Source organism: Staphylococcus sp. HMSC072H03 (genome assembly GCF_001809305.1).
In the GTDB taxonomy this organism is placed as follows: domain Bacteria; phylum Bacillota; class Bacilli; order Staphylococcales; family Staphylococcaceae; genus Staphylococcus; species Staphylococcus hominis.
Genome location: NZ_KV796881.1, coordinates 1 through 25,002 on the forward strand (window position 1 = coordinate 1; position 25,002 = coordinate 25,002).

Consider the following 25,002-nt stretch of genomic DNA (forward strand, 5'->3'; position numbering starts at 1 on the left):
ATTAGAACGCGTTGAGTTATTTTGAGATGACGCTGATTGATTTAAGTGATCTAATTTTGCATCATATGTGTATGTATTATTAGTAGTATTTGATTTTACTAATGTAGGGTCTTGGTAAGTTTGCACCCCAGAAATATTTTGAGCTGCATTACTGACTTGATGTTTAGCTACATTGGCATTTTCAATATTTTGTTGATCATCGATTACATTATTAGCAGCCTCTTGTTTGTTTTCAGAGGCTTCAGCATGATGTGTAGTAAATGCTGCACCAAATAAAGTAAGGGCGATCATTGATGGGAATTTAAAGCTAAATTTTTTCGACATAATAGTTGCTCCTTTTTTAATTTACTTTTTTATTATAACGTCAAGAAAAGTAAGAGTAATTATTTTTAACTAATTTGTAAACTAAATTTAATTTTGTTTTTAAAAAATATCTAGCTGGTGTAAATAGAATTCAAGTATCGAAAAATATAATTTAAATTATTTTATACATTTTAATATGAACAATATTTTCTTCTTGAAAAGGAAGACCAATACTAACATAACCTAGTTTTTCATAGAACGGTTTAGCTTGTAGTTGTGCGTTTAAAATAAGTTTATGATGATGTTTTCGTTTTGCAATACTTTCAATCGTGTTCATTAATGTTTTACCGAATCCTTTATTGCGATAAGGTTTTAAAATTGCTACACGTTCTACTTTTATACCATCTTCATATGGACGAAATCGTGCACAAGCAAATGGATGATTATCGTGATATCCAATAATATGAGTAGAAGTATTTTCAAATGAATCTAATTCGTTTTCTAATGGAACCCCTTGCTCTTCTACAAAAACTGACTTTCTAATTTCAAAACAGTCAGAAAGCATAGATTGATTAATTACTTCTCTAAACATGTGACATTTACCTACTCTCTTAAATTAAATAAACTCAATCATTGTATAGAATCATTTTATATTATTTAAATATAGAAAAAAAACTCCTTTTACTAAAAAGTAAAAAGGAGTAATAAATTATAATGCTTCTTGGCGAACAATTGCGCAATATTGCCAAAAGATCCTTAATTGTGCGATGTTCCAGTTATTCATACCCATAGTGAAACCTGAAGGTCTAAAAAGATTAACGTCTGTCACCTCTAAAGCAGCTGCAATTAAATATTGCAAAGGAATACTAATGCTTTGCATTGTTTCTGTAATTCCATTTTCATCATATACCCAAGAAAAGGGTAAATCAGATTCAAATACATCTACTTTATTAAAAATTTCAGGTAAAGCAACAATGTAACAAGCTCCATTTACAATTGGATTCACTGAATTTTCACCATAGTATACTAATAATGCCTCATAGTTTTCACGATGTTCATGATTAACATAAAAGAATTCACTTCTAAATAAAGCCATGTCTTGACTATGAATAATTTGTTGTTCTAATACGTTAAACATACCGTTAATATTAGCAATTTTTTCATATGTTTTGCGTGACATTCTACGTGCTCCTCTCAAATTAATATAATTGATTTATTTCATTTTGATTGTTGAAGTCGTTTGAGTTGTCTGGATTGTTGCTATTGACTTGATTACTCGTTTGATCTTGCTGAACCATAGTACTATCAGATGGATTTTGTTCTGATTGTGATTGCGTAGAAGGGTTAGTATCATTATTTTGAATAGAGTTTTCATCTGTTGTGGTATCATTTTGATTATTTTCTAACAGAAACGAATCAATAGGTGTTAACGGTACTAGATTGCCATAATGTCTAATGACTCTTTCATCCAATAAATCATTCTTATCTGTTATTTTAGATAGTCCTAAATCAGAACGCAATAAATTTGAATATTTTAATATGCTCTTAATGCTAGGGTGATAATAGTAGATACCATTTAAATAATCATTGTCACCTTTAAGTTGAGACTTTTTAAAGTCTATATTATCAGATAAATAAATTGAAGCTATCGATTTAATTTCTTCTGTTGTTAGGTTATGTTTAGCATTTTTACCTACTATTTGAACGAGTTCATCTAGTCTGTCATATGAATCTAAATTTTTTGCTTTCTGAAATAAAATTTTGATTAAATCCATTTGTCTCTCGCCACGTTTTAAATCTGAATCGTGATGACGCGTGCGTGCTACAGCCAAAGCTTCATCACCATTTAATTTGTGATACCCTTTTTTAACTTTGATTCTTCCAGTATCATCTGTGTTAGGTTCATCTAAATCATAAGGTACATCGTAATAAATACCACCTAATTTATCTACCGCTTGAACAAAGGCATCCATATTAATTCGAACATAATAGTCGACAGGGACATTAAGTGTGGCTTCAACAGTATCCATAGTAGCAATAGGACCTCCATAGGCATGTGCGTGTGTGATTTTATCGTAATAACCTACTTTAGGAATATAACTGATTGTATCACGAGGAATGCTTAATAAACGGATTTGTTGTTTATTTGGACTAAGTGTTGCTAAAATCATTGAATCAGTTCTTGAATGTTCAGTCGTTTGACCATTTTTACGTCTACCTTCATTATCGTCTATCCCAAGAAATAATATTGATATAGCGTTTTTAGAAGGATTTATTTTGCTATTTCTTAAAGTAGAATGACGTTTTGCATCAGATTTATTATATGAAGATTGCAAAGCATTCTCAGAATGATGATATAAATTGACAATAAAAATGACAGGAACAACAATAAGTAATAATGTTAATAGCATCATAAAATATTTTAAAAAACGATTCATAATTATGTGCTCCTATACGTATTTATTAAAAAAATAAGTTAATAATTTAATCATACCATTTTAATATAAAAGAATAATAATTATTACTCCCATAGCCATAAATTGTATTACTAATTGGCTAAAATTACAACTTAATTTTAATATAAAAAGATAATGTTTAAAAACTTTTATTTACAATGAAGCAGGCTTGAAAATTTACTTTATCGGGCTAAAGAATGATGTAATAAAAAATAGTCGGAGTAAGATATATTAAAGATGATATTTTAGGGGAAATAATATATAATATAATTTATTGAAAGAATAAAAGTTTAATAAAATAGTGTAGAGTTAATAGTTTTTATTAAATTGTAATGAGGCAGCAAATGAAAAAAAGAATAGAAATAATAACATTAATCATAGTTTTAATCATCTTAGTCACATTATTCGTTATATTCTTAATGAAAGTATATAAAACAAATCATAAAGATACAGAATATAACAAAATTAATGATAATAAAACGTATTTACAAAAAAGAGATTATCATGTATCGAAATTGCCACATTTAAAGATAATTGAAGTCGAAGAACCACATATCAAAAATATTGATGAATATTTAAAAGCAATTCATTTTAATGGGGCAGTTACAGTTCTTGAAAATGGTAAATTAAAGTTGAATAAAGGATACGGTTATCAAAATTTTCATCATAAAACTAAAAACTCACCAAATACAATGTATTTAATTGGTTCCGCACAGAAATTTACAACTGGATTAATTCTAAAAAAATTAGAAAATGAAAATAAAGTGAATATAAATGATTCTGTCACTAAATATTTACCTTGGTTTGAAACAACAAAAAAGATAACTTTAAAAGATCTAATGTTACATAGAAGTGGGCTATATAAATTTGAAGCTTCTCCTAAAACTAAAAGTCTTGATGGTGTAGTACATGCAATACAAGCAAGGGGAATTGATGAAAAATTTTATCATAAACATTTATATAATGATGCTAATTACTTAGTGCTTGCTCAAGTAATAGAAGTAGTCACACATAAATCCTATGCTGCGAATTATTATGATGATTTAGCACAACCATTTAGTTTACAACATAGTGCTTTCTTTAATGAAAAACCATATAAAAAATATATGGCTACAGGATATAAAATGATTGACGGTAAATTAACTGCTATGAAACCAAATATATTAGCTCAATATTATGGAGCGGGTAATTTATATATGACAACATATGATATGGCTCATTTAGTAAATAATTTAAAAAATAATAATATTTTTAGTGAATCAGTGTCAATACCACTGACTCAGCAATTAGGAACAACGTCATATCCTGAATCTTATCGTTACGGATTTTATGTTACACCGCAATATAACAGAATTAATGGTGTATTCTATGGACAAATATTTACCGTCTATTTCAATCAACATTATGTCATCGTACTTGCTTCAAATATAGGTGATAATTCTAAAGTAACAAATGAAAATCGAATCTCATATATTTATCATAAAATATTAAATCAACAATCTTATTATCAATAAGAGTAAAATTAAATATTAAAAGGTCGGAACATTAATTGTTTCGACCTTTAATTTTTTAAAGTATTTAAAAATATTGTTTTATAATGTTCATTTATACTTGATACGACTACAGAACAATTAGGATAGGAAGATTCAAAATCAACTACAGTAGCACCACGAGTCAGTGACCCTTGTAATTCAATTTGCACATCTGCTTCTTTAATTTCATAACTCTTAGGATCAAGCAAATAAAGAATCGTAAATGCATCATATAGTTTTATTCCTTCTTTAAAATCTTCACCGCGATAGTGTTGGAAAATATGATACAACATTTGTGTTGTGTTGTTTTCATCTTTAAGAGTGTCTAAATAAGAATGAGTAAATAATGATTGACGCGCTAAATCTAAGCCAATCATCGTTAAAGGTAAACCAGCATTAAAAACGATATGAGCTGCTTCAGGATCACAATAAATATTAAATTCAGCTAGGGGAGTAACATTACCTCTTCCAGTACTACCACCCATCATAATAATTTCTTTAACATGGTTTTTGCATTCAGGATACGTATTAAAAAGTAGAGCTATATTTGTTAAAGGGCCTAAAGTTACAAGAGTAATAGGTTCATTAGAATGACTTAATATCTCATTCATAGCTTCTACAGCATGAGAAGACGCTAAATCTGAAGTAGAAATTGTAGGGAATTGATAGCCATCCATACCACTTTCTCCATGAATATGACTAGCATCTTGTATTTCACTTATTAATGGTTGAGAAGCTCCTCTATGAATAGGGACCTCACTGTTGAAAAAGGCTTTTAATTTTAAAGCATTCGCTGTGGTTTTCTCAACACCTACATTTCCATTTACAGTAGAAATCATTTTGACATCAAATTTTGTATGAGATAATGCAAGAGCGATTGCTGCTGCATCATCTATACCTGGATCAGTATCAATAATAATAGGTAATGACATGAATACACCTCCAAAGATTTTTACTTTTTCTTATATCTATCATACACAAAGAAGTAATTAATATAAACAAAACAAAAAGCCTGTACAAGTTAAAAAACTCGTACAGGCTTTTTAAGAAAGGTAGAAATTGAATTATAAGTGACTAGAATGTCCACCTTGCATAACCCAATAAGTACCAATAACTGTGATTAAAGTAATAATAATCGCAAAGATAACTTTGGCAGATTGTAAACGTCCATCTTTACCTTCAGTTAAGTGCATGAACATTAATAATTGTAATGCAGCTTGGATGAAAGCAAAACCAAAGATAATTGTTGTTTTAGCATGGAATGTCATGTTTGTGTATAGAGTTACAAAAACTGCTAATAACGTTAAAACGATTGAAGCAATAAAGCCAACTGTATGTTTTACGATTGTGTTCATCCGCTATACACCATCCCTATCATATATACGGCAGTAAAGATGAAGATCCATACAACATCTAAGAAGTGCCAGTATAAACTTACTATAAATAATTTTGGAGCATTAAATTTATTTAATCCACGTGTTGCTACTTGGATTAATAAACAAATAATCCAACCGATACCTAATGAAACATGGGCACCATGTGTACCTAATAGGATGAAGAAACTTGACCAGTAAGAGCCTACTTTAGGTGTTACACCTTCAGAAGCATAATGTGCAAATTCATAAATTTCGAATCCGACAAATACTAAGCCAAGGATTACTGTTAAAATCATCCAAAACATCATTTTACCTTTTTCTTCTTTACGTAAGTAGTAAATTGAAATACCACAAGTATAAGAACTGATTAATAAGGCAAATGTCATGATTAGGACAAGTGGTAATTCAAACAATTCAGTTGTCAATTTACCACCGTAACCGCCCCCATGTTGCAACGTTAATAACGCTGCAAATAGGGTACCGAATAATGCAAATTCGGCTGTAAGGAAAATCCAGAAGCCAAGTTTATTCAATTGACCTTCATGCGTACGTGAATCAATAGTGTTTGTATCATGACTCATGACCTACAGCCTCCCTTTCTTTAATACGTGCTTCTCTTAAACGTGCTTCGTTTTCAGCAACTTCAGAAGCTGGAATATGATAACCGTGATCTTGTACGAAACTTTGATAAATCATAGTTCCGAAGATACCAGCTACACAAATTAGGAATGGAATGATAGATTCGAAGATTAAGAAGAAACCACCAACTAACATGAATATACCCATAAATACACCAGTATGTGTGTTGTTAGGCATATGAATGTCTTTGTAGTTATGATTGTCTAAGAAATGACGACCATGTTCTTTCATATCAACAAATGTATCATAGTCATTCCAATCTGGAGTGATTGCGAAGTTGTATTTAGGTGGAATAGCAGAAGCTGTTGACCACTCTAAAGTACGACCTAAACCATCCCAGTTATCTCCAGTTGCTTCACGTGGAGATTTAATGTGGCTGTAGATAATGCTTGCTACTAAGAATAGGAAGCCGACTGCCATCATTAATGCACCGATAGTTGAGATGAAGTTTAATAACCACCAACCATCAGATGGCATATAAGTGTATAAACGACGTGGCATACCGTCTAAACCAAGAATGAATTGTGGTAAGAAACATACGTTAAATCCAATCATGAATAACCAGAATGCCCATTTATTTAATTTTTCATTTAATTTGTAACCCATCATTTTAGGATACCAGAAGATTAAACCAGCTAGACAGGCAAATACTACACCAGTAACCAATGTATAGTGGAAGTGAGCTACTAAGAAATAAGTGTTGTGATATTGATAGTCAGCTGATGCCATTGCTAACATTACACCAGTAACCCCACCTAATAAGAAGTTAGGGATAAAGGCTAATGAGAATAACATTGGTGACTCAAAAGTAATACGTCCTTTATATAATGTTAATAACCAGTTAAATAATTTAACTCCGGTAGGTACACCGATTAGCATTGTTGAGATTGAGAAGAATGAGTTAATTAAAGCACCATTACCCATTGTGAAGAAATGGTGAACCCAAACTAAGAAACTTAAGAACGCGATACCAGCAGTTGCCCACACCATACTTTGGTGACCGAATAAACGTTTACGAGCAAATGTTGGAATAATTTCTGAATAAATACCAAATGCAGGCAAGATAACGATATAAACTTCAGGGTGCCCCCATACCCAGAAGAAGTTTGCCCATAACATTGGCATACCGCCGTCTGCTACTGTAAAGAAATGAGTTCCGAATACTCTATCAGCTGTCATTAAAGCAAGAACAACTGTGAATACTGGGAATGCTAAAATTACGATTAATGTCGTAATAAAAGTAGTTACAGTAAACATAGGCATTTGCATAAACTTCATAGTAGGTGTTTTACATCTAAGTATTGTTACAAAGAAGTTAATACCTGTCATTAAAGTACCGATACCTGAAATTTGAATTGCTACTAAGTAGTAGTTAACTCCTGGACCAGGACTAAATTCTCCTGCTAGTGGAGCATAGTTTGTCCAACCAGCTGCTGGTGATCCACCTACGATAAATGATAGGTTAAATAAAATCATACCAACAAAGAATAACCAGAAGCTGATGTTGTTCATTACAGGGAATGCCACATCACGAGCCCCAATTTGTAAAGGAACAACAACGTTCCATAAACCGAAAACGAATGGCATAGCCATAAAGATAATCATGATAACGCCGTGCGTACTAAAAATTTCGTTATAGTGATTTGATTCCAAGAAAGTATTATCTGGAATAGTTAATTGAGTACGAAGTAATAACGCATCAATACCACCACGAACGAACATTAATACCGCACAAATTAAGTACATTAAACCGATTTTTTTATGGTCTACGGATGTGAACCATTCTTTGTATAGATATTTCCATAATTTGAAATAAGTAATTACTGCGATTAAACCGATAACTAAGAATGGGGCACCAATTTGTGCCATAGTAATCATCCAGTTACCTTTAACGAGTAATTCATCCCATGGAAAATTCATTAATGTTCACCTCCATGATCATTATCTGCTTTAGACGCATTCTCGTCTTTAGCTCCTTTATTGATTTTTTCCATTTCCTTAGCGTTGTGAGTTTCTTCATCTTTGAACTCACTATCGTAAGGGTCATCGTTGCCTAAAATCATTGGCTTCATACCATGACGAGGATAGTTGACATTTGTAACTGTTACCTTACGAGCTGGTTTTTGAGGTTTATCTGTTACATCTTTGTAAAGATCTTTTTCAGCAACGAAGTTAGGATCTTTTTGAGTATAGTTGTAACGTTTATATGCATAGAAGATATACTCTGGATCAGCTGCAGGATCGACAAATGCCATGTGAGTACCACTAAATGTTAATTCTTTATTTGGAGTACTTGGTAAGATTTGTTTATCAAACTCATCTTGGCTAATAGTTTTCTTACTTTTAGCATCTTTAACCCAAGCATCGAAATCTTTTTGGTCTACAGAGTGAACTTTAAATGTTTGGCGAGAGAAACCTTCACCATTGAAGTTAGAGTTACGTCCTCTGAATGTACCATTTTGATCGGCTGTTAAAGTCCAATTCATTGTCATGCCAGTCATGGCATATTTTTGACCACCTAATTGAGGAATCCAGAAACTAGTCATTGTATCCATAGATTGTAATTTAAATACCACTGGACGGTTTTTAGGAATAGTTAATGTATTCACTGTTTCAACCTTTTGTTCTGGATAAGCAAAGAACCATTTATATCCAGCACTAACTGCATAGACAACTAATGGGTCTTCTTTACTTTCAGGTGGTTTCTCATAATCGTATAATGTTTTAACTGTTGGAATAGCTAAAGCAATTACGATTAAGATTGGTACCACAAACCAAATTGTTTCAATTAAAGAATTGTGGTGCATCTTACCAGATTCGTCATTTTTATTGTAACTATACTTGAAAATAAAAACAGCGAACATAGTAAGTACAACAGCAACAATAACAAGCATGAAGATGATTGAGTAAATAATCAAGAACTTCTGACTACTTGCTACTGGCCCTTTTGCATTAAACACTTCTATGTTTGAACAACCACTAAGTAAAATTAGTGTGCCAAACATAAGAAGCAACGACTTAAATTTTGACACTTTTTTGACCTCCTAATACTACAAATGTAGGGCTTACCATTAATTTTAGTTTATTACGCGATATTTACAAGACCTTATTAGAAAAAAATTACAATAATAAATAGGAAAAAACTAGTAACAATAGGAATGACGGGGAATGTAAGGTTTGTTAAAATTATGTGTCTATTCTGTGAAAAATGTCAAAAATAGAAAATCGTTCGTTACATTTGAGAAACATTATCAATTCTAGCGTTTACAATAAAAATTAAATAAAAAAGACGAGATATTTATCTCGTCTTTTTCAGAAAATTGACACATTTATTTAACTTTTATTTAACTTTTATGTAACGTGTTGATGATTCTTCGGCTCCCTCTGAGTCGATGACATTATATCTTACTTTATATGTACCTACTTTTGACGTATCTACGTGACCATCAACTGTAATTTTATGTGTTAAATCACCATCTTCTTTATCATAGGCACTAATTCCATTTAATACATTATAATCTTGACCTTTTTCAATAACAATATCGTTTACTCCTTTAAGCTGTGGAGTATGATTTGAAGTAGCTTCTGCACTTAAATTTGGAGTCACAAGAGTAGCGGAGACACCGAGAGCTGAAAGAGATTGTATGAGTTTATTCATTACGTTAACCTCCGAATGTAATAAGTCATTTGAATAATTTAACTATACTTTAATTTCTGATTTTTAACATCATACTATAGTCTTAATATAGCTTATTCAAGATTAAATTTAAATGAACTTAAGATAAATAAATATTAAATTTATGTAAAATGAAAGTTCTGTGAATTTAAAAAAATCTATATTACATTATAATAAGTATTGTACTAAAATATATTTGTAGTAAATAAATATATTTTACACATATAATTTTAAGTAGGAGTGGATTTGAATGTTAACAGAACAAGAAAAAGGAATTGTAAAAGAAACTGTTCCAGTATTACAAGAAAGAGGAACAGAGATCACTTCTTATTTTTACAATAGAATGTTCCAACAACATCCAGAGTTAAAAAATATGTTTAACCAAACTAACCAACAAAAAGGATTCCAATCTACTGCTTTAGCTCAAAGTGTATTAGCAGCTGCAGTTAATATTGAGCATTTAGAAAATATTTTGCCAGTTGTTAAAGAAATTGCATATAAACATTGTGCGTTGCAAGTACCACCAGCTGGATATGATATCGTAGGAGAAAACTTAATTGAAGCAATTAAAGCTGTTTTAGGATTAGAAGATAATCATCCTATTATTCAAACTTGGAAAAAAGCATATCAAGAAATTGCTGATGTATTTATTCAAGTTGAAAAAGATATTTATAGTAAAATGTTATGGGAAGGTTTCCAACCATTTAAAATAGAAAAAATTGAACAACTTTCATCTGATATTAAATCCTTTACTGTAGTATCAGATAAATATGATTTAAGTCAATTTACACCAGGAGAATATATTACAGTTGATGTAAGTAGTGAAAAAATGCCTTATCGTGCAAAACGTCACTATTCAATTGTTAGTGGCGATAACAATCATTTAACCTTTGCTGTCAAACGTGATGTATCTACAGACCATGAAGGTGAAGTTTCAACTATTTTACATGATGAATTAAAAGAAGGAAATGATATTAACTTATCAGCTCCAGTAGGTCCATTTGGTGTGGTTAACCAAAATCAACCACAAGTATTTATTGGTGCGGGTATTGGTGTCACACCGCTTGTTTCAATGTTTGATAAAGTAGCTGAAAATGGAAGTCATGCACAGTTTATTCAAGTAACTGGAGACGTTAATGATACACCATTTACTTCTCATTTAAAAGATATTTCAAAACGCTACGACAACGCGAAATATGAGTTATATGATAGACAAGCTAAAGGTTATTTAACTAAAGAAACTCTTGAAAATTATGTGAATAATGATAGTGAAGTATATGTTTGTGGAAGTGCTAAATTTATTCAATCAGTGATTGAAGTATTAAAAGAAATAGGCGTAAGCCAAGAACATATTCATTATGAAACATTTGTTCCAAAATTAAGTGTTTCAGTATAAATGTAATATATTATTAAAAAAAAGAGAGAGGCATAATTAATTTGAAATTATGCCTCTCTCTTTTTTAATAATAAACGTTTGAATTTAAATTATTCAATGCCTCTACGCATTTTTTCAGCTAATAATGTATTATTTAAAACCATCGTAATAGTTAAAGGACCTACACCGCCTGGTACTGGAGTAATAGCACCTGCAATTTCTTTTACTTCTTCAAATTCAACGTCACCTTTTAGTTTGCCATTTTCATCAGGAGTATTACCTACATCCACAATCACTGCGCCTTCTTTTACATCGTCTTTAGTAACTAATCCAGGTTTACCTACTGCACTGACGATAACATCTGCATGTTTTAAATGGCTATGCATATCTTTAGTACGTGAATGTAAGATTGTTACTGTTGCATTTGCTTGTAATAATAACTTAGACACGGGTTGACCTACAATGTGACTTCGGCCAATTACGACAGCATTTTTACCTTCTAAATCGATATCTGCATGTTTTAAAATTTCCATAATTCCTAATGGTGTACAAGGAACAAACGTTTGTTCATCAATGTATAATTTACCAATGTTTGATGGGTGAAAACCATCAACGTCTTTTTCTGGATTAATTGCTTCTAAAATTTTTTGTTCGCTAACCTGTTTAGGAAGAGGTACTTGGACTAAAATGCCACTTACCGAATCATCATTATTTAAACGATCTAGTTCTTTTAATACGTCTTCTTCAGAAGTATCTTCAGCTAAATGAACAATTTCAGATATCATCCCTATTTTTTCAGCAGCTTTCTTTTTAGAATTAACATAGCTTTGACTTGCACCATCATTCCCAACTAAAATAACGGATAATTTTGGTGTATATCCCTTTTCTTTTAAAGTTTCAACTTGATTTTGCAACCCTTGTCTATAATCTTTTGCAATATGTTTCCCATCTAAAATTTTTGCAACCACAAAAAACTCCTCCTTGTTTATTAAACATCTGTCTATAGATTAACTTTAAAGGTATAAAAACGTCAAATTTTAGCTAAAAAGCGTAAATTAAGTTAAGAAACATAGATAAAGTTCGATTTTTGATTGAAATTAAATCTTATACTTGGTATGCTATACGTGTAATATACAACTAATAAGATTTATATTTTAAACTTTGAAAGGGTGTACAAAGTGAAAGTAGCAGTCATTATGGGTAGTTCCTCAGACTGGAAGATTATGCAAGAAAGTTGTGCAATGTTAGAACAATTTGAAATACCATATGAAAAGAAAGTAGTGTCAGCACATCGTACGCCAAAGTTAATGTTTGATTTTGCAAGTGAAGCACGTACAAACGGTTATGACGTTATTATTGCTGGCGCTGGTGGTGCAGCACATTTACCTGGGATGGTTGCTTCAATGACAACGTTACCTGTTATCGGTGTACCTATTGAATCTAAAAGTTTAAAAGGACTAGATTCACTATTGTCTATTGTTCAAATGCCTGGTGGAATTCCTGTTGCTACAACGGCAATCGGTAAATCTGGGGCTAAAAATGCTGGTATTTTAGCAGCGAGAATTTTAAGTATTGGAAATGATTCAGTTTGTAAACATCTTGAACAATATGAACAATCTTTAGTAGATAAGGTAGGCGAAATGCAAGATGAACTTCAATAGATTAAAGTTCGGAGCAACAATTGGTATTATTGGTGGAGGACAATTAGGTAAGATGATGGCACAATCTGCCCAAAAAATGGGCTTTAATGTAGCGTGTTTAGATCCTAATCCAGATAGTCCATGTAAATCAATAGCAGATGTTTTTATCACGGCAGAGTATGATGATGAAGAAGCCTTAAACAAATTGGGTCAACAATCAGATGTGATTACTTATGAATTTGAAAATATATCTGCTCAACAACTTAAGCAACTAACTCAACAATTTAACATTCCTCAAAGTTATCAAGCAATTGAATTATTACAAGATCGTTTAACTGAAAAACAAACATTAGAATCTGCAGGTACGAAAATTGTTCCTTATGTATCTTTAAAAGATGAAAAAGATTTGAATCAAGCAATTGAAACATTAAGTTATCCATTTATCGTAAAAACACGTTTTGGTGGATATGATGGTAAAGGACAAATTTTAGTGAAAAATGATTCCAATGTTGAAGAAGCTAAAGTACTTGTTTCAAAACATGAATGTGTGGCAGAAAAATTTTTAGATCTCGATCGAGAAGTATCTTTAACTGTAACGATTGGTAATCAAAAACAAATTGCTTATTTCCCACTACAAGAAAACGAGCATCGTAATCAAATACTATTTAAAACTATTATTCCAGCTAGATGCGATAAAGAGCAAGAAGCGAGAAAAGAAGTAGATAAAATAATCGAAAAAGTTCACTTTGTTGGTACTTTTACCGTGGAATTCTTTATTGATAAATCAAATCACTTATATGTAAATGAAATTGCACCGAGACCACATAACTCTGGACATTATACGATTGAAGCATGTGATTATTCTCAATTTGATACACATATCTTAGCAGTAACTGGTCAAGATTTACCTCAAGAGATTGAAATTTTAAAACCAGCTGTGATGATGAATTTACTAGGACGCGATTTAGACTTATTAGAAGATAAATTTGGAGATCATCCTGAATGGCATGTCCACATCTATGGAAAAACAGAACGAAAACCGGATAGAAAAATGGGGCATATGACCATTCTTACAAATAATGTTAATGAAACTGAAAATGAAATGTTGAAACAATTTAAAGGGAGAGAATAATCAATGTCATTACTTTATGAAGGTAAAGCAAAAAGAGTATTTTCAACTGAAACAGTACATCAGTTGAGAGTTGAATACAAAGATGAAGTCACAGCAGGTAACGGCGCCAAAAAGGATAAGATGCAAGGGAAAGGACGTTTAAATAATCGAATTACTTCAATTATTTTCGAATATTTAAATAAACATGGCCTTGAAAGCCATTTTATTAAACAGCTTTCTGAAACTGAGCAATTAGTTAAAGAAGTAAAGATTATACCACTAGAAGTAGTTGTAAGAAATATTGCGACAGGTTCTATTACGAAACGTTTAGGTTTTGAAAAAGGCCATGTATTTGATGAACCACTTGTAGAGTTCTTTTATAAAAATGACGATTTAAATGATCCATTGATTACTGATGATCATGTCAAATTACTTCATATTGCTAATGATGAGGAAATTAAGACATTAAAAGATATGGCTAAAAATATTAATAAAGTATTAATTCAATTAATGAATGAAATGGATTTAAGATTAGTAGATTTTAAAGTTGAATTTGGAAAAACAGAAAATGGTGATATTTTATTAGCGGATGAAATTTCACCAGATACTTGTCGTATTTGGGATAAATATTCAGATACGAATTTCGATAAAGATGTATATAGAAATGATACTGGTTCTTTAATAGATACGTATCAAACATTTTTGGATAAATTGGAGGAACTAAAATAATGAAAACAATTGAACTTCACATTACATTACAACCACAGGTATTGGATACACAAGGTCAAGCATTAAATCGTGCTGTGCATGACTTAGGTTATAAACAAGTTAATGACATTAGAGTAGGTAAAGTATTATATATGACTGTTGATGAAGCTACAGAGGAAGCAGTAAATAATATTATTACGACATTAAGCGAAAAGTTATTTGCTAATACGGTTATTGAAGAATATAGTTATAAAATTGTTGATGAAAAGGAGAATGCATAATATGAAATTTGCAGTTCTCGTTTTTCCAGGATCTAACTGTGATAGAGATATGTATAATGCAGCTATTAAAACAGGTGCAGAAGCTGAATATGTAGATTATCGTGAAACATCTTTAAAAGGTTTTGACGGGGTATTAATTCCAGGTGGTTTTTCATTTGGTGACTATTTACGTTCAGGGGCTATGGCAAGTGTCGCTCCAATTATTAGCGAAGTGAAACGTTTTGCCAGTAAAGGTAAGCCCGTTTTAGGTGTATGTAATGGATTCCAGATCTTAACTGAGATAGGACTATTACCCGGCGCCTTATTACATAATGATTCACATCTATTTATTAGTAGAAATGAAAAACTGAAAATTGTTAATAATCAAACTCCTTTTACTAATTTATATGGAGAAAATGAAATTGTTGTTTATCCTGTAGCACATGGAGAAGGACATTATTATTGTACAGATGATATGTACAATGAATTAGTTGAAAATAATCAAATTATTTTAACATATGAAGATAACCCGAATGGGTCTCATGAACATATTGCAGGTATTGTAAATAAAGCAGGCAATGTATGTGGAATGATGCCTCATCCTGAAAGAGCACTTGAAACACTTCTTGGTACAGACAGTGGTGTTAAATTATTCGAAGCAATGGTAAATAGTTGGAGGGAACAAAATGTCTAAGTTTATCGAACCTAGTATTGAAGAAATTAAACTTGAAAAACTATATCAAGACATGGGTTTAAGTGATGAAGAATATAATAAGGTACGTGAGATTTTAGGAAGAGAGCCTAACTTTACAGAAGTAGGTATTTTCTCAGTCATGTGGAGTGAACATTGCTCTTATAAACATTCTAAACCTTTCTTAAAGCAATTCCCGACAACTGGCGAGCATGTCCTTATGGGACCAGGTGAAGGTGCTGGAGTTGTAGATATTGGTGATAATCAAGCGGTAGTTTTCAAAGTAGAATCTCACAATCATCCTTCAGCAATCGAACCTTATCAAGGTGCAGCTACTGGTGTAGGAGGTATCATCAGAGATATCGTATCGATTGGAGCAAGACCCATTAACCTACTAAATAGTTTGCGATTCGGTGAATTATCAGTAAAACAAAATCAACGTTTATTAAAAGGCGTTGTCCGTGGTATTGGTGGTTACGGTAATTGTATTGGTATACCAACTACAGCAGGAGAAATCGAATTCGATGAACGTTACGATGGAAATCCGCTTGTCAATGCAATGTGTGTAGGTGTTATCGATCACGATATGGTACAAAAAGGTACTGCTAAAGGTGAAGGAAATTCAGTCATTTATGTAGGCCTTAAAACTGGACGTGATGGTATTCATGGTGCCACATTTGCATCTGAAGAATTAACTGAAGAAAGTGAAAGTAAACGACCTTCAGTACAAATTGGTGACCCATTTGTAGGTAAAAAATTAATGGAAGCCACACTTGAAGCAATCACATTTGATGAACTTGTAGGTATCCAAGATATGGGAGCAGCAGGTCTTACCTCTTCTTCATCAGAAATGGCTGCTAAAGGCGGTAGTGGATTAGTACTGTATCTAGATCAAGTCCCAACACGTGAACCAGGAATCTCACCATATGAAATGATGTTATCTGAAACACAAGAAAGAATGTTACTTGTTGTTGAAAAAGGAACAGAACAAAAGTTCTTGGACTTATTTGATAAACATGAACTTGATAGTGCAGTAATTGGTGAAGTAACGGATACTGACCGCTTCGTTCTTAAATACGAAGATGAAGTGTATGCAGATATTCCTGTTGATGCACTAGCTGATGAAGCACCTGTCTATATTTTAGAAGGTGAAGAAAAAGAATATAATACCTCAAAAAATGATTATAGTGAGATCAATGTACAAGATGTATTTAAGAAATTATTAAAGCATCCAACAATTGCTTCGAAACATTATTTATATGAACAATACGATCAACAAGTAGGTGCTAATACCATTATTAAACCTGGACTACAATCATCTGTAGTAAGAGTTGAAGGAACAAATAAAGCCATTGCTTCAACCATTGATGGTGAAGCTCGATATGTATTTAATCAACCTTACGAAGGTGGAAAAATGGTTGTGGCAGAAGCTTATAGAAATTTAATTGCTGTAGGCGCAACACCATTAGCTATGACAGACTGTTTAAATTATGGTTCTCCAGAAAAGAAAGAAATTTACCAACAATTAATTGATTCTACAAAAGGTATGGCAGAAGCTTGTGAAGTATTAAAAACACCGGTAGTATCAGGAAACGTTTCTTTATATAACGAAACTAGAGGAACTTCTATTTTCCCTACACCAGTAGTAGGAATGGTAGGACTCATTGAAGATATTCAATATTTAAATGATTTCCATCCAGAAACAGGGCATACATTATATCTTGTAGGAGAAACAAGAAATGATTTTGGTGGAAGTCAAATTGAAAAACTTTTATATAGTAAAGTCAATCATGAGTATGAAGAAATTGATTTAGGTGATGAAGTGGCAAAAGGCGAAGCAATAAAAACATCTATTAGAAATGGAATTGCTTCTCATGTACAAACTGTAGGTAAAGGCGGTTTACTTATTACGCTTGCTAAAATAAGTGCTTATTATAATTTAGGATTAGAAGCAAAAGTAGAACTCTCTGATGCACAATTATTTAGTGAAACACAAGGACGTTATGTCGTTGCAGTCAAAGAAGGACAAACACTAGATGTAGATGGAGCTATTAAAATTGGTGAATTAACAGATGTTGATGAATTTAAAGTATCTAATACTACATCTACAATTACAGAAAAAGTCTCAGATATTAAAGCAATTTGGGAAGGAGCTATTTCAGAATGTTTAACTACAGTGGATTAAACGAAGAATGCGGTGTCTTTGGCATTTGGAATCATTCAGAAGCAGCTCAGTTAACTTATATGGGATTGCATAGTTTACAACATAGAGGGCAAGAAGGTGCAGGGATTGTAGTTTCTGATGAAGATACTCTAAAGGGTGAACGTGGTTTAGGTTTACTTACTGAAGCCATTAAAGAACCACAACTTAATAAACTAAAAGATGGCAATCATGCTATTGGACATGTTCGTTATGCGACATCAGGAAATAAAGGTATCGAAAATATCCAACCATTTTTATATCATTTCTACGATATGAGTGTCGCAATTTGTCATAATGGTAATTTAATTAATGCACAAACTTTAAGACAATACCTTGAAAAACATGGTGCCATTTTCCACTCATCTTCTGATACTGAAGTGATTATGCATTTAATTCGTCGTAGTAAAGCTCCTACATTTGAAGAGGCGCTAAAAGAAAGTTTACGACAAATTAAAGGTGGATTTACTTTCGCGATATTGACTAAAGACGCTTTGTATGGTGCTGTTGATCCAAATGCGATTCGTCCTCTAGTAGTTGGTAAGATGCAAGATGGAACATACATTTTAGCTAGTGAAACATGTGCCATAGATGTGCTAGGAGCAGAATATGTCCAAGATATTCATGCTGGAGAGTATGTTGTCATTAATCACAATGGCATTGAAGTAAAATCATATACAAGTCACACTAACACAGCTATTTCAGCAATGGAATATATTTACTTTGCGCGTCCAGATTCAACAATTGCTGGAAAAAATGTGCATGCAGTTCGTAAAGTTTCTGGTGAAAAATTAGCTCAAGAAAGTCCGGCTCAAGCAGATATGGTTATCGGTGTTCCAAACTCATCATTATCTGCAGCTAGTGGCTATGCTGAAGAGATTCAATTACCTAATGAAATGGGACTTGTAAAAAACCAATATGTCGCACGAACTTTTATTCAACCTACACAAGAATTACGTGAACAAGGAGTACGCGTTAAGCTATCGGCAGTGAAAGATATTGTAGAAGGTAAAGACATTATTTTAGTTGATGACTCTATTGTAAGAGGAACAACAAGTAAACGTATTGTCAGAATGCTTAAAGATGCTGGAGCAAATAAAATACATGTACGTATAGCTTCTCCAGAATTTATGTTCCCTAGTTTTTATGGAATTGATGTGTCTACTACTGCTGAATTGATTTCTGCTAGTAAATCTCCAGAAGAAATTTGTGAGTATATTGGTGCAGATTCTCTTGCATATTTAAGTGTTGAAGGTCTTATAGAATCAATTGGATTAGATTTTGATGCACCCTATAGTGGATTATGTGTAGAAAGTTTTACAGGAGATTATCCAGCAGGTCTATTTGACTATGAAGAAAACTATTTAAATAATTTAAGTACACGTCAAAAAGAATATATTGATAATCATAAACATTATTTTGATAGAGAGGGAAATATACATGTCTAAAGCTTATGAACAATCAGGTGTTGATATTCATGCAGGTTATGAAGCGGTAGAAAGAATGTCTAGTCATGTTCAACGTACAATGCGTAAAGAAGTACTTGGCGGATTAGGTGGATTTGGTGCGACTTTTGATTTATCCCAGCTTAATATGAAAGCGCCAGTATTAGTCTCTGGTACAGATGGTGTAGGAACAAAATTAAAGCTTGCCATTGATAATAATAAGCATGACACGATTGGTATTGATGCAGTTGCCATGTGTGTAAATGATATTCTTACAACGGGCGCAGAACCGCTATATTTTTTAGATTATATAGCAACAAATAAAGTTGTTCCGGAAGTGATAGAGCAAATTGTAAAAGGTGTGAGTGATGGTTGTGAAGCTACTCATACTGCTCTTATTGGTGGAGAAACAGCCGAGATGGGTGAAATGTATCACGAAGGAGAATATGACTTAGCAGGTTTTGCTGTAGGGGCAGTCGAAAAAGATGAATATATTGATGGATCTGAAGTAGAAGAGGGACAAATTATCATTGGTTTAGCTTCTAATGGAATTCATTCTAATGGGTATAGTTTAGTAAGAAAGTTAATTCAAGAATCCGGAATTAATTTGAATGATTCATTTGATGGAAGTACTTATCTTGATACATTTTTAGCTCCGACTCAATTGTATGTGAAACCTATTTTAACTTTAAAAGAAAAAGTTAAAATCAAAGGCATGAATCATATTACTGGTGGCGGATTTTATGAAAATATACCTAGAGGCTTACCTGACGGGTTAGCAGCTAAAATTGATACACAATCCTTCCCAACACCAAAAGTATTTGAATGGTTACAACAACAAGCTGACATTGAAACGAGTGAAATGTATAACGTTTTTAATATGGGCATAGGCTATACTGTCATTGTAAATAAAGAAGATGTATCTAAAGCACTTGATATCTTAAAAGAACAAGATATTGCTGCATATCAAATAGGGGAAATTGTTAAAAGTAATGATGCACCGATTTATCTTGAGGGGGTATAGATATGACTAAGGTGGCTATATTTGCCTCTGGATCAGGAAGTAACTTCGAAAATATTGTATCTAAAGTTGATAAGGGGCACCTTAATAATATAGAAATTACTTCTTTATATACAGATCATCACGATGCTTATTGCATTGAGCGTGCAAAACAGTTGAAAGTGATGGTTCATATTAATGAACCTAAAGACTTTGAAAACAAAGCAGAATATGAACAAAAATTAATTCAACTTCTTCATAGTGAAGAGGTGGAGTGGATTATCTTAGCAGGTTATATGAGATTAGTGGGACCAGACTTATTAAATGCTTATGAAGGTAAAATATTGAATATTCATCCTTCATTATTACCAAAGTACAAGGGGAAAAATGCAATTGGTCAAGCATTTAATAGTGGGGATAAGGAAACAGGTTCAACAGTTCACTATGTAGATAGTGGAATGGATACGGGAGAAATAATTGAACAACGAAAATGTGATATAAAACCGGACGATACAAAAGAAGTGTTAGAAGAACGTGTGAAACAATTAGAATATGAACTTTATCCAAGTGTAATAGCTAAAGTTATTAAATAAGGAGCATAGTTAATCATGAAAAAAGCAATTATTAGTGTTTCAAATAAAAGTGGAGTCGTGGAATTTGCTAAATCATTAACACAATTAGATTATGAATTATATTCAACGGGCGGTACAAAACGTGCTTTAGAAGAAGCCAATGTAACTGTTAAATCTGTATCAGAGTTGACGCAATTCCCTGAAATTATGGATGGTCGTGTAAAAACGTTACATCCAGCAGTACACGGTGGTATTTTAGCAGATCGTAATAAACCTGAACATTTAGAACAATTATCAGAACAACACATTGATTTAATTGATATGGTTGTGGTCAACTTATATCCTTTCCAACAAACTGTAGCTAATCCAGATGTAACTGAAGATGATGCAATTGAAAATATCGATATTGGTGGTCCAACTATGTTACGTGCTGCAGCCAAAAATTTTAAACATGTAACAACCATTGTCCATCCATCTGATTATAATGAAGTCATTCAACGAATTAAAGAACATCGACTTGATGAATCATACCGTAAGTCATTAATGATTAAAGTATTTGAACATACAAATGAATATGATCATGCAATTGTAAGTTTCTTCAAAGGAGATAGTGAAGAATTACGATATGGTGAGAATCCTCAACAATCAGCACGTTTTGTTCGTACTTCTAATAGTAAACATACTATTGCTGGTGCGAAACAATTACATGGTAAGGCATTGAGTTTTAATAATATTAAAGATGCAGATTCAGCATTAGCATTAGTGAAAAAATTTAAAGAACCAGCTGCCGTTGCAGTTAAACACATGAATCCATGTGGTGTAGGTATTGGCACTGATATTGAAACTGCATTTAAACATGCGTATGATGCAGATAATCAGTCTATCTTTGGTGGGATCATTGCACTCAATAGAACAGTTACCAAAGATTTAGCGGAAACGTTACATTCTATTTTCTTAGAAGTTGTCATTGCACCAAAATTTGATAAAGAAGCTTTAGATATTTTAACTCAAAAGAAAAATATTCGCTTATTAGAAATTGATATGACAATTGATAATCGTGAAGAAGAATTTGTTTCAGTCTCAGGTGGATATTTGGTTCAAGATAAAGATAATTACGAAGTGTCTAAAGAAGAAATGAAGGTTGTTACAGACGTTGAACCTACCGATGCTCAGTGGGAGGCAATGCTTCTAGGATGGAAAGTTATTCCATCAGTGAAAAGTAATGCAATCATTTTAAGTAATAATAAACAGACAGTTGGAATTGGTGCAGGACAAATGAATAGAGTAGGTGCAGCTAAGATTGCATTAGAGCGCGCAATTGAAATAAATGACAATGTAGTAATGATTTCTGATGGCTTCTTCCCAATGGATGATACTGTTGAACTTGCTGCAAAACATGGTATTAAAGCTATTATTCAACCAGGCGGTTCAATTAAAGACCAAGATTCGATTGATATGGCTAACAAACATGGTATTGCTATGGTTACTACTGGTATGCGTCATTTTAAACACTAATTTAAAATAATTGAGAGAATAGAGGGAGAAAAGAAATGAATGTTTTAGTTATAGGTGCAGGCGGTCGTGAACATGCATTAGTATCAAAATTACATCAGTCGCCACTTATTGAAAAACTTTATGCTATTCCTGGAAATGATGCAATGACTCATTTAGCTGAAATACACACTGAAATTGCTGAAACCGACCATGAGGCTATTTTACAATTTGTCCACCAACATCATATAGAATGGGTGATTATTGGTCCAGAACAACCATTGATAGATGGTTTATCTAATAAATTGAGAGACAATCATGTTAAAGTCTTTGGTCCTAACAAAGAAGCAGCCCAAATTGAGGGTTCTAAATCTTTTGCTAAAAGGTTAATGGAAAAATATGATATTCCAACTGCTGATTATAAAGAAATAGACAATAAAACTGAAGCACTTAATTATGTAAATGAATGCGAATTACCTATTGTAGTCAAAAAGGATGGGTTAGCTGCTGGTAAAGGCGTAATTATTGCTAATACACGAGATGAAGCAATTGAAGCGGTAGAAGTGCTATATCCACAAGAAGATGGAAAAGTTGTCTTTGAACAATTTCTTGAAGGAGAAGAATTCTCATTAATGACATTCATTAATGGTGATTATGCAGTTCCTTTTGACTGTATTGCTCAAGATCATAAACGTGCCTATGATAATGACGAAGGTCCTAATACTGGTGGGATGGGCGCTTATTGTCCTGTTCCTCATATTTCAAATGACGTTTTAGAACGTACAAACAAAGATATTGCTCAACCAATTGCTAGAGCGTTAAAAGAAGAGGGTTATGACTATTTTGGTTTACTTTATATAGGTGCAATTTTAACTAAGGAAGGTCCTAAAGTTATTGAATTTAATGCACGATTTGGTGATCCAGAAGCGCAAGTATTGTTAAGTCGTCTAGAAAGTGACTTGATGGCACAAATCGTTGCTCTAGACCGTAAAGAACCTATTCGTTTTCAATGGATTAACGATTATGTGGTAGGAGTAATGCTTGCTTCGAAAGGCTATCCTGGGTCATATGATAAAGGTGCAGAGGTTTCAGGCTTTGAATTAAATAACCATTATTTCGTTAGTGGTTTGAAAAAAGAAAATGATACATTTCTTACATCCGGCGGACGAGTTGTATTAGCCATTGGAAAAGGAAAAACTATTCAACAAGCACAAAAAGATGCTTATGGAAATGTAGAAAAAATTAAGAGTGATCAACTATTTTATCGTAAAGATATTGGAAATAAAGCACTCAAATAAACTAAAAATAATAACCCATAGATGATAGGCACTGAACCCTTAAAATGGGAACTTAATAAAAACACTATGTTCTAGGCTGCTAATTCTCTGTATTTTACAGGGGATAAGTAGCCTAGTTTTTGTTGAATTCGATTATTATTATAGTTTTTAATGTATTTTTCGACAATATCTATTACAATATGATTAGAGCTATTAAGCTGATTATTGATGTAAAAAGTTTCAGACTTTAGCGAGGAATGAAAACTTTCTATCGGGGCGTTATCGGCAGGTGTTCCCTTTCGGGACATACTTCTGATAATGCCTTTTTCTTCGCATAATTGATAATAAGCATAAGATGTATAAACGCTGCCTTGATCACTATGTAATATACACCCCTCAGGTATATCGATTTGATTTAATGTATCATTAACTAAACTTTGGTCTTGTTTATCATCTATTTTATACGCCACAATTTCTCCGTTATATATGTCCATTATCGAAGATAAATACAACATAGAGTGACCAAATGGTAAATAAGTAATATCGGTTGTTAATACTTTCATGGGACAACTCGCTTTAAATTGTCTTTGTAATAAATTGTTTGTTTTATAATACGGTTTACCTATCCTTGTCGTCTTTTTAGGTCTAACTCGGCAGTTCAAATGATGCTTCTGCATAATTCTCTGTACTCTCTTATGATTAATTGGTGATGTATAACATTGATTAATCAATGCTGTAATCTTACGATAACCGTAGGTATAGTGGTTAGCTTCACATAATTCAATGACTTTTTGTGTTACAGTATCATTTTTATAGGTTTTGTTTTTCCATCGGTAATATGTTGATTTAGGTATGTTTAATACGTCTAGTATCAATTTGATTGAATAGTTTCCTTTTAATTGATCCACTAAATCTATGACTACCGTTGGTACCACTTCCTTTCCAATGCCTTGTACTTTTTTAAAATATCCAATTCTATATCTTTTCTCTTATTTTCTAATTTTAATTGTTCTACTTCTGACAGCTCTTCTAATCCTTTACCGTAGGTATATTGTTTACCAACGTGTTGTGAAAATCTATAACTTTCCCCATTTCGATACCATCGCCACCAAGTTTTCACTTGTGTTCTATTTCTAATATTTAATTCTTCCATAATTTCTTTTGTTGAAAATCCTGCTGCTTTCATTTCAACAGCTTTATACTTTGTTTCTACTGAATAAGCAACTCTTTTCATAGAAAAAACACCTCCG

At 32.4% G+C, this 25,002-nt stretch carries 25 protein-coding genes; 13 read left to right on the forward strand and 12 right to left on the reverse strand.

Annotation, left to right across the window (positions count from 1 at the left end; genetic code table 11):
- The 4 genes from HMPREF2578_RS02905 to HMPREF2578_RS02920 form a co-directional block, all read right to left on the reverse strand.
- Positions 1-324 (reverse strand): hypothetical protein (locus tag HMPREF2578_RS02905; protein ID WP_141743925.1); only part of this gene is annotated, 324 nt, incomplete at its 3' end.
- A gap of 151 nt (positions 325-475) precedes the next feature.
- A complete protein-coding gene (locus HMPREF2578_RS02910) occupies positions 476-895 on the reverse strand; it encodes a GNAT family N-acetyltransferase (protein WP_070443299.1) in 420 nt (139 codons plus the stop codon).
- Between the two features lie 117 nt (positions 896-1,012).
- Positions 1,013-1,483, reverse strand: coding sequence for a DUF2538 family protein (locus tag HMPREF2578_RS02915; protein ID WP_002448219.1), 471 nt, complete (start codon positions 1,481-1,483; stop codon positions 1,013-1,015).
- Between the two features lie 19 nt (positions 1,484-1,502).
- Positions 1,503-2,741 (reverse strand): LCP family protein, encoded by a 1,239-nt coding sequence (locus tag HMPREF2578_RS02920; protein WP_070443296.1) that lies wholly within the window; start codon positions 2,739-2,741, stop codon positions 1,503-1,505.
- 362 nt (positions 2,742-3,103) lie between these two features.
- Here HMPREF2578_RS02920 and HMPREF2578_RS02925 point away from each other — a divergent pair, with 362 nt between their 5' ends.
- Positions 3,104-4,273, forward strand: coding sequence for a serine hydrolase domain-containing protein (locus HMPREF2578_RS02925; RefSeq protein WP_070508274.1), 1,170 nt, complete (start codon positions 3,104-3,106; stop codon positions 4,271-4,273).
- Between the two features lie 47 nt (positions 4,274-4,320).
- On the opposite strand, the gene rihC is transcribed toward HMPREF2578_RS02925, so the two are convergent.
- The 6 genes from rihC to HMPREF2578_RS02955 form a co-directional block, all read right to left on the reverse strand.
- Entirely contained in the window at positions 4,321-5,223 is a 903-nt protein-coding gene (gene rihC, locus HMPREF2578_RS02930; RefSeq protein ID WP_070508275.1) for a ribonucleoside hydrolase RihC, read from the reverse strand.
- Between the two features lie 132 nt (positions 5,224-5,355).
- On the reverse strand, positions 5,356-5,646 hold the full coding sequence (qoxD, locus tag HMPREF2578_RS02935) for a cytochrome aa3 quinol oxidase subunit IV (RefSeq protein ID WP_002448242.1): 291 nt from the start codon (positions 5,644-5,646) through the stop codon (positions 5,356-5,358).
- Complete coding sequence (gene qoxC, locus HMPREF2578_RS02940) at positions 5,643-6,248, reverse strand: cytochrome aa3 quinol oxidase subunit III (RefSeq protein WP_017175778.1); 606 nt, start codon at positions 6,246-6,248, stop codon at positions 5,643-5,645. Before qoxC ends, qoxD begins: the two co-directional genes overlap by 4 nt.
- On the reverse strand, positions 6,238-8,226 hold the full coding sequence (qoxB, locus tag HMPREF2578_RS02945) for a cytochrome aa3 quinol oxidase subunit I (RefSeq protein ID WP_017175777.1): 1,989 nt from the start codon (positions 8,224-8,226) through the stop codon (positions 6,238-6,240). The genes qoxC and qoxB overlap by 11 nt, the downstream gene beginning before the upstream one ends.
- Positions 8,226-9,338, reverse strand: coding sequence for a cytochrome aa3 quinol oxidase subunit II (gene qoxA / locus HMPREF2578_RS02950; RefSeq protein WP_070508276.1), 1,113 nt, complete (start codon positions 9,336-9,338; stop codon positions 8,226-8,228). Before qoxA ends, qoxB begins: the two co-directional genes overlap by 1 nt.
- Positions 9,339-9,646: 308 nt before the next feature.
- On the reverse strand, positions 9,647-9,964 hold the full coding sequence (locus tag HMPREF2578_RS02955) for a DUF5011 domain-containing protein (protein ID WP_017175775.1): 318 nt from the start codon (positions 9,962-9,964) through the stop codon (positions 9,647-9,649).
- A 268-nt stretch (positions 9,965-10,232) separates the two neighbouring features.
- Between HMPREF2578_RS02955 and HMPREF2578_RS02960 the strand changes: the two genes are divergently transcribed.
- Positions 10,233-11,378 (forward strand): globin domain-containing protein, encoded by a 1,146-nt coding sequence (locus HMPREF2578_RS02960; protein ID WP_048682325.1) that lies wholly within the window; start codon positions 10,233-10,235, stop codon positions 11,376-11,378.
- Positions 11,379-11,467: 89 nt separating this feature from the next.
- On the opposite strand, the gene folD is transcribed toward HMPREF2578_RS02960, so the two are convergent.
- A complete protein-coding gene (folD, locus tag HMPREF2578_RS02965) occupies positions 11,468-12,325 on the reverse strand; it encodes a bifunctional methylenetetrahydrofolate dehydrogenase/methenyltetrahydrofolate cyclohydrolase FolD (protein ID WP_048682324.1) in 858 nt (285 codons plus the stop codon).
- Between the two features lie 210 nt (positions 12,326-12,535).
- Here folD and purE point away from each other — a divergent pair, with 210 nt between their 5' ends.
- From purE to purD, 11 genes are read left to right on the forward strand one after another with little or no spacing between them, the layout of a single operon-like run.
- Positions 12,536-13,018 (forward strand): 5-(carboxyamino)imidazole ribonucleotide mutase, encoded by a 483-nt coding sequence (gene purE, locus HMPREF2578_RS02970; protein ID WP_049379554.1) that lies wholly within the window; start codon positions 12,536-12,538, stop codon positions 13,016-13,018.
- Positions 13,005-14,129, forward strand: coding sequence for a 5-(carboxyamino)imidazole ribonucleotide synthase (gene purK / locus HMPREF2578_RS02975; RefSeq protein ID WP_048682585.1), 1,125 nt, complete (start codon positions 13,005-13,007; stop codon positions 14,127-14,129). Before purE ends, purK begins: the two co-directional genes overlap by 14 nt.
- A gap of 3 nt (positions 14,130-14,132) precedes the next feature.
- Complete coding sequence (gene purC / locus HMPREF2578_RS02980) at positions 14,133-14,837, forward strand: phosphoribosylaminoimidazolesuccinocarboxamide synthase (RefSeq protein WP_019835351.1); 705 nt, start codon at positions 14,133-14,135, stop codon at positions 14,835-14,837.
- Complete coding sequence (gene purS, locus HMPREF2578_RS02985; protein WP_048682723.1) at positions 14,837-15,097, forward strand: phosphoribosylformylglycinamidine synthase subunit PurS; 261 nt, start codon at positions 14,837-14,839, stop codon at positions 15,095-15,097. The genes purC and purS overlap by 1 nt, the downstream gene beginning before the upstream one ends.
- A 1-nt stretch (position 15,098) precedes the next feature.
- Positions 15,099-15,770: a phosphoribosylformylglycinamidine synthase subunit PurQ gene (gene purQ, locus HMPREF2578_RS02990; RefSeq protein WP_048682721.1), complete on the forward strand. Its 672-nt coding sequence runs from the start codon at positions 15,099-15,101 to the stop codon at positions 15,768-15,770.
- Complete coding sequence (gene purL / locus HMPREF2578_RS02995; RefSeq protein WP_017175769.1) at positions 15,763-17,952, forward strand: phosphoribosylformylglycinamidine synthase subunit PurL; 2,190 nt, start codon at positions 15,763-15,765, stop codon at positions 17,950-17,952. The genes purQ and purL overlap by 8 nt, the downstream gene beginning before the upstream one ends.
- Positions 17,931-19,415 carry an amidophosphoribosyltransferase gene (purF, locus tag HMPREF2578_RS03000; protein WP_070508302.1) on the forward strand — a complete coding sequence of 495 codons (1,485 nt, stop codon included), beginning with the start codon at positions 17,931-17,933 and terminating at the stop codon, positions 19,413-19,415. Before purL ends, purF begins: the two co-directional genes overlap by 22 nt.
- Positions 19,408-20,436, forward strand: a complete 1,029-nt coding sequence (gene purM, locus HMPREF2578_RS03005) for a phosphoribosylformylglycinamidine cyclo-ligase (protein ID WP_070508277.1) — start codon at positions 19,408-19,410, stop codon at positions 20,434-20,436. Before purF ends, purM begins: the two co-directional genes overlap by 8 nt.
- 2 nt (positions 20,437-20,438) lie before the next feature.
- Positions 20,439-21,005, forward strand: coding sequence for a phosphoribosylglycinamide formyltransferase (purN, locus tag HMPREF2578_RS03010; protein ID WP_048762318.1), 567 nt, complete (start codon positions 20,439-20,441; stop codon positions 21,003-21,005).
- Positions 21,006-21,020: 15 nt separating this feature from the next.
- Positions 21,021-22,499 carry a bifunctional phosphoribosylaminoimidazolecarboxamide formyltransferase/IMP cyclohydrolase gene (gene purH / locus HMPREF2578_RS03015; protein WP_017175765.1) on the forward strand — a complete coding sequence of 493 codons (1,479 nt, stop codon included), beginning with the start codon at positions 21,021-21,023 and terminating at the stop codon, positions 22,497-22,499.
- 35 nt (positions 22,500-22,534) lie between these two features.
- Positions 22,535-23,773, forward strand: a complete 1,239-nt coding sequence (gene purD / locus HMPREF2578_RS03020) for a phosphoribosylamine--glycine ligase (protein ID WP_019835355.1) — start codon at positions 22,535-22,537, stop codon at positions 23,771-23,773.
- Between the two features lie 71 nt (positions 23,774-23,844).
- Here the strand turns inward: purD and HMPREF2578_RS03025 are convergent.
- Positions 23,845-24,986, reverse strand: a protein-coding gene (locus HMPREF2578_RS03025; protein ID WP_093514945.1) for an IS3 family transposase whose coding sequence is annotated in 2 segments (ribosomal slippage) — positions 23,845-24,716 and positions 24,716-24,986 — 1,143 coding nt in all. Because the reading frame shifts where the segments join, the coding sequence is not laid out codon by codon here.
- Between the last annotated feature and the right edge of the window lie 16 nt (positions 24,987-25,002).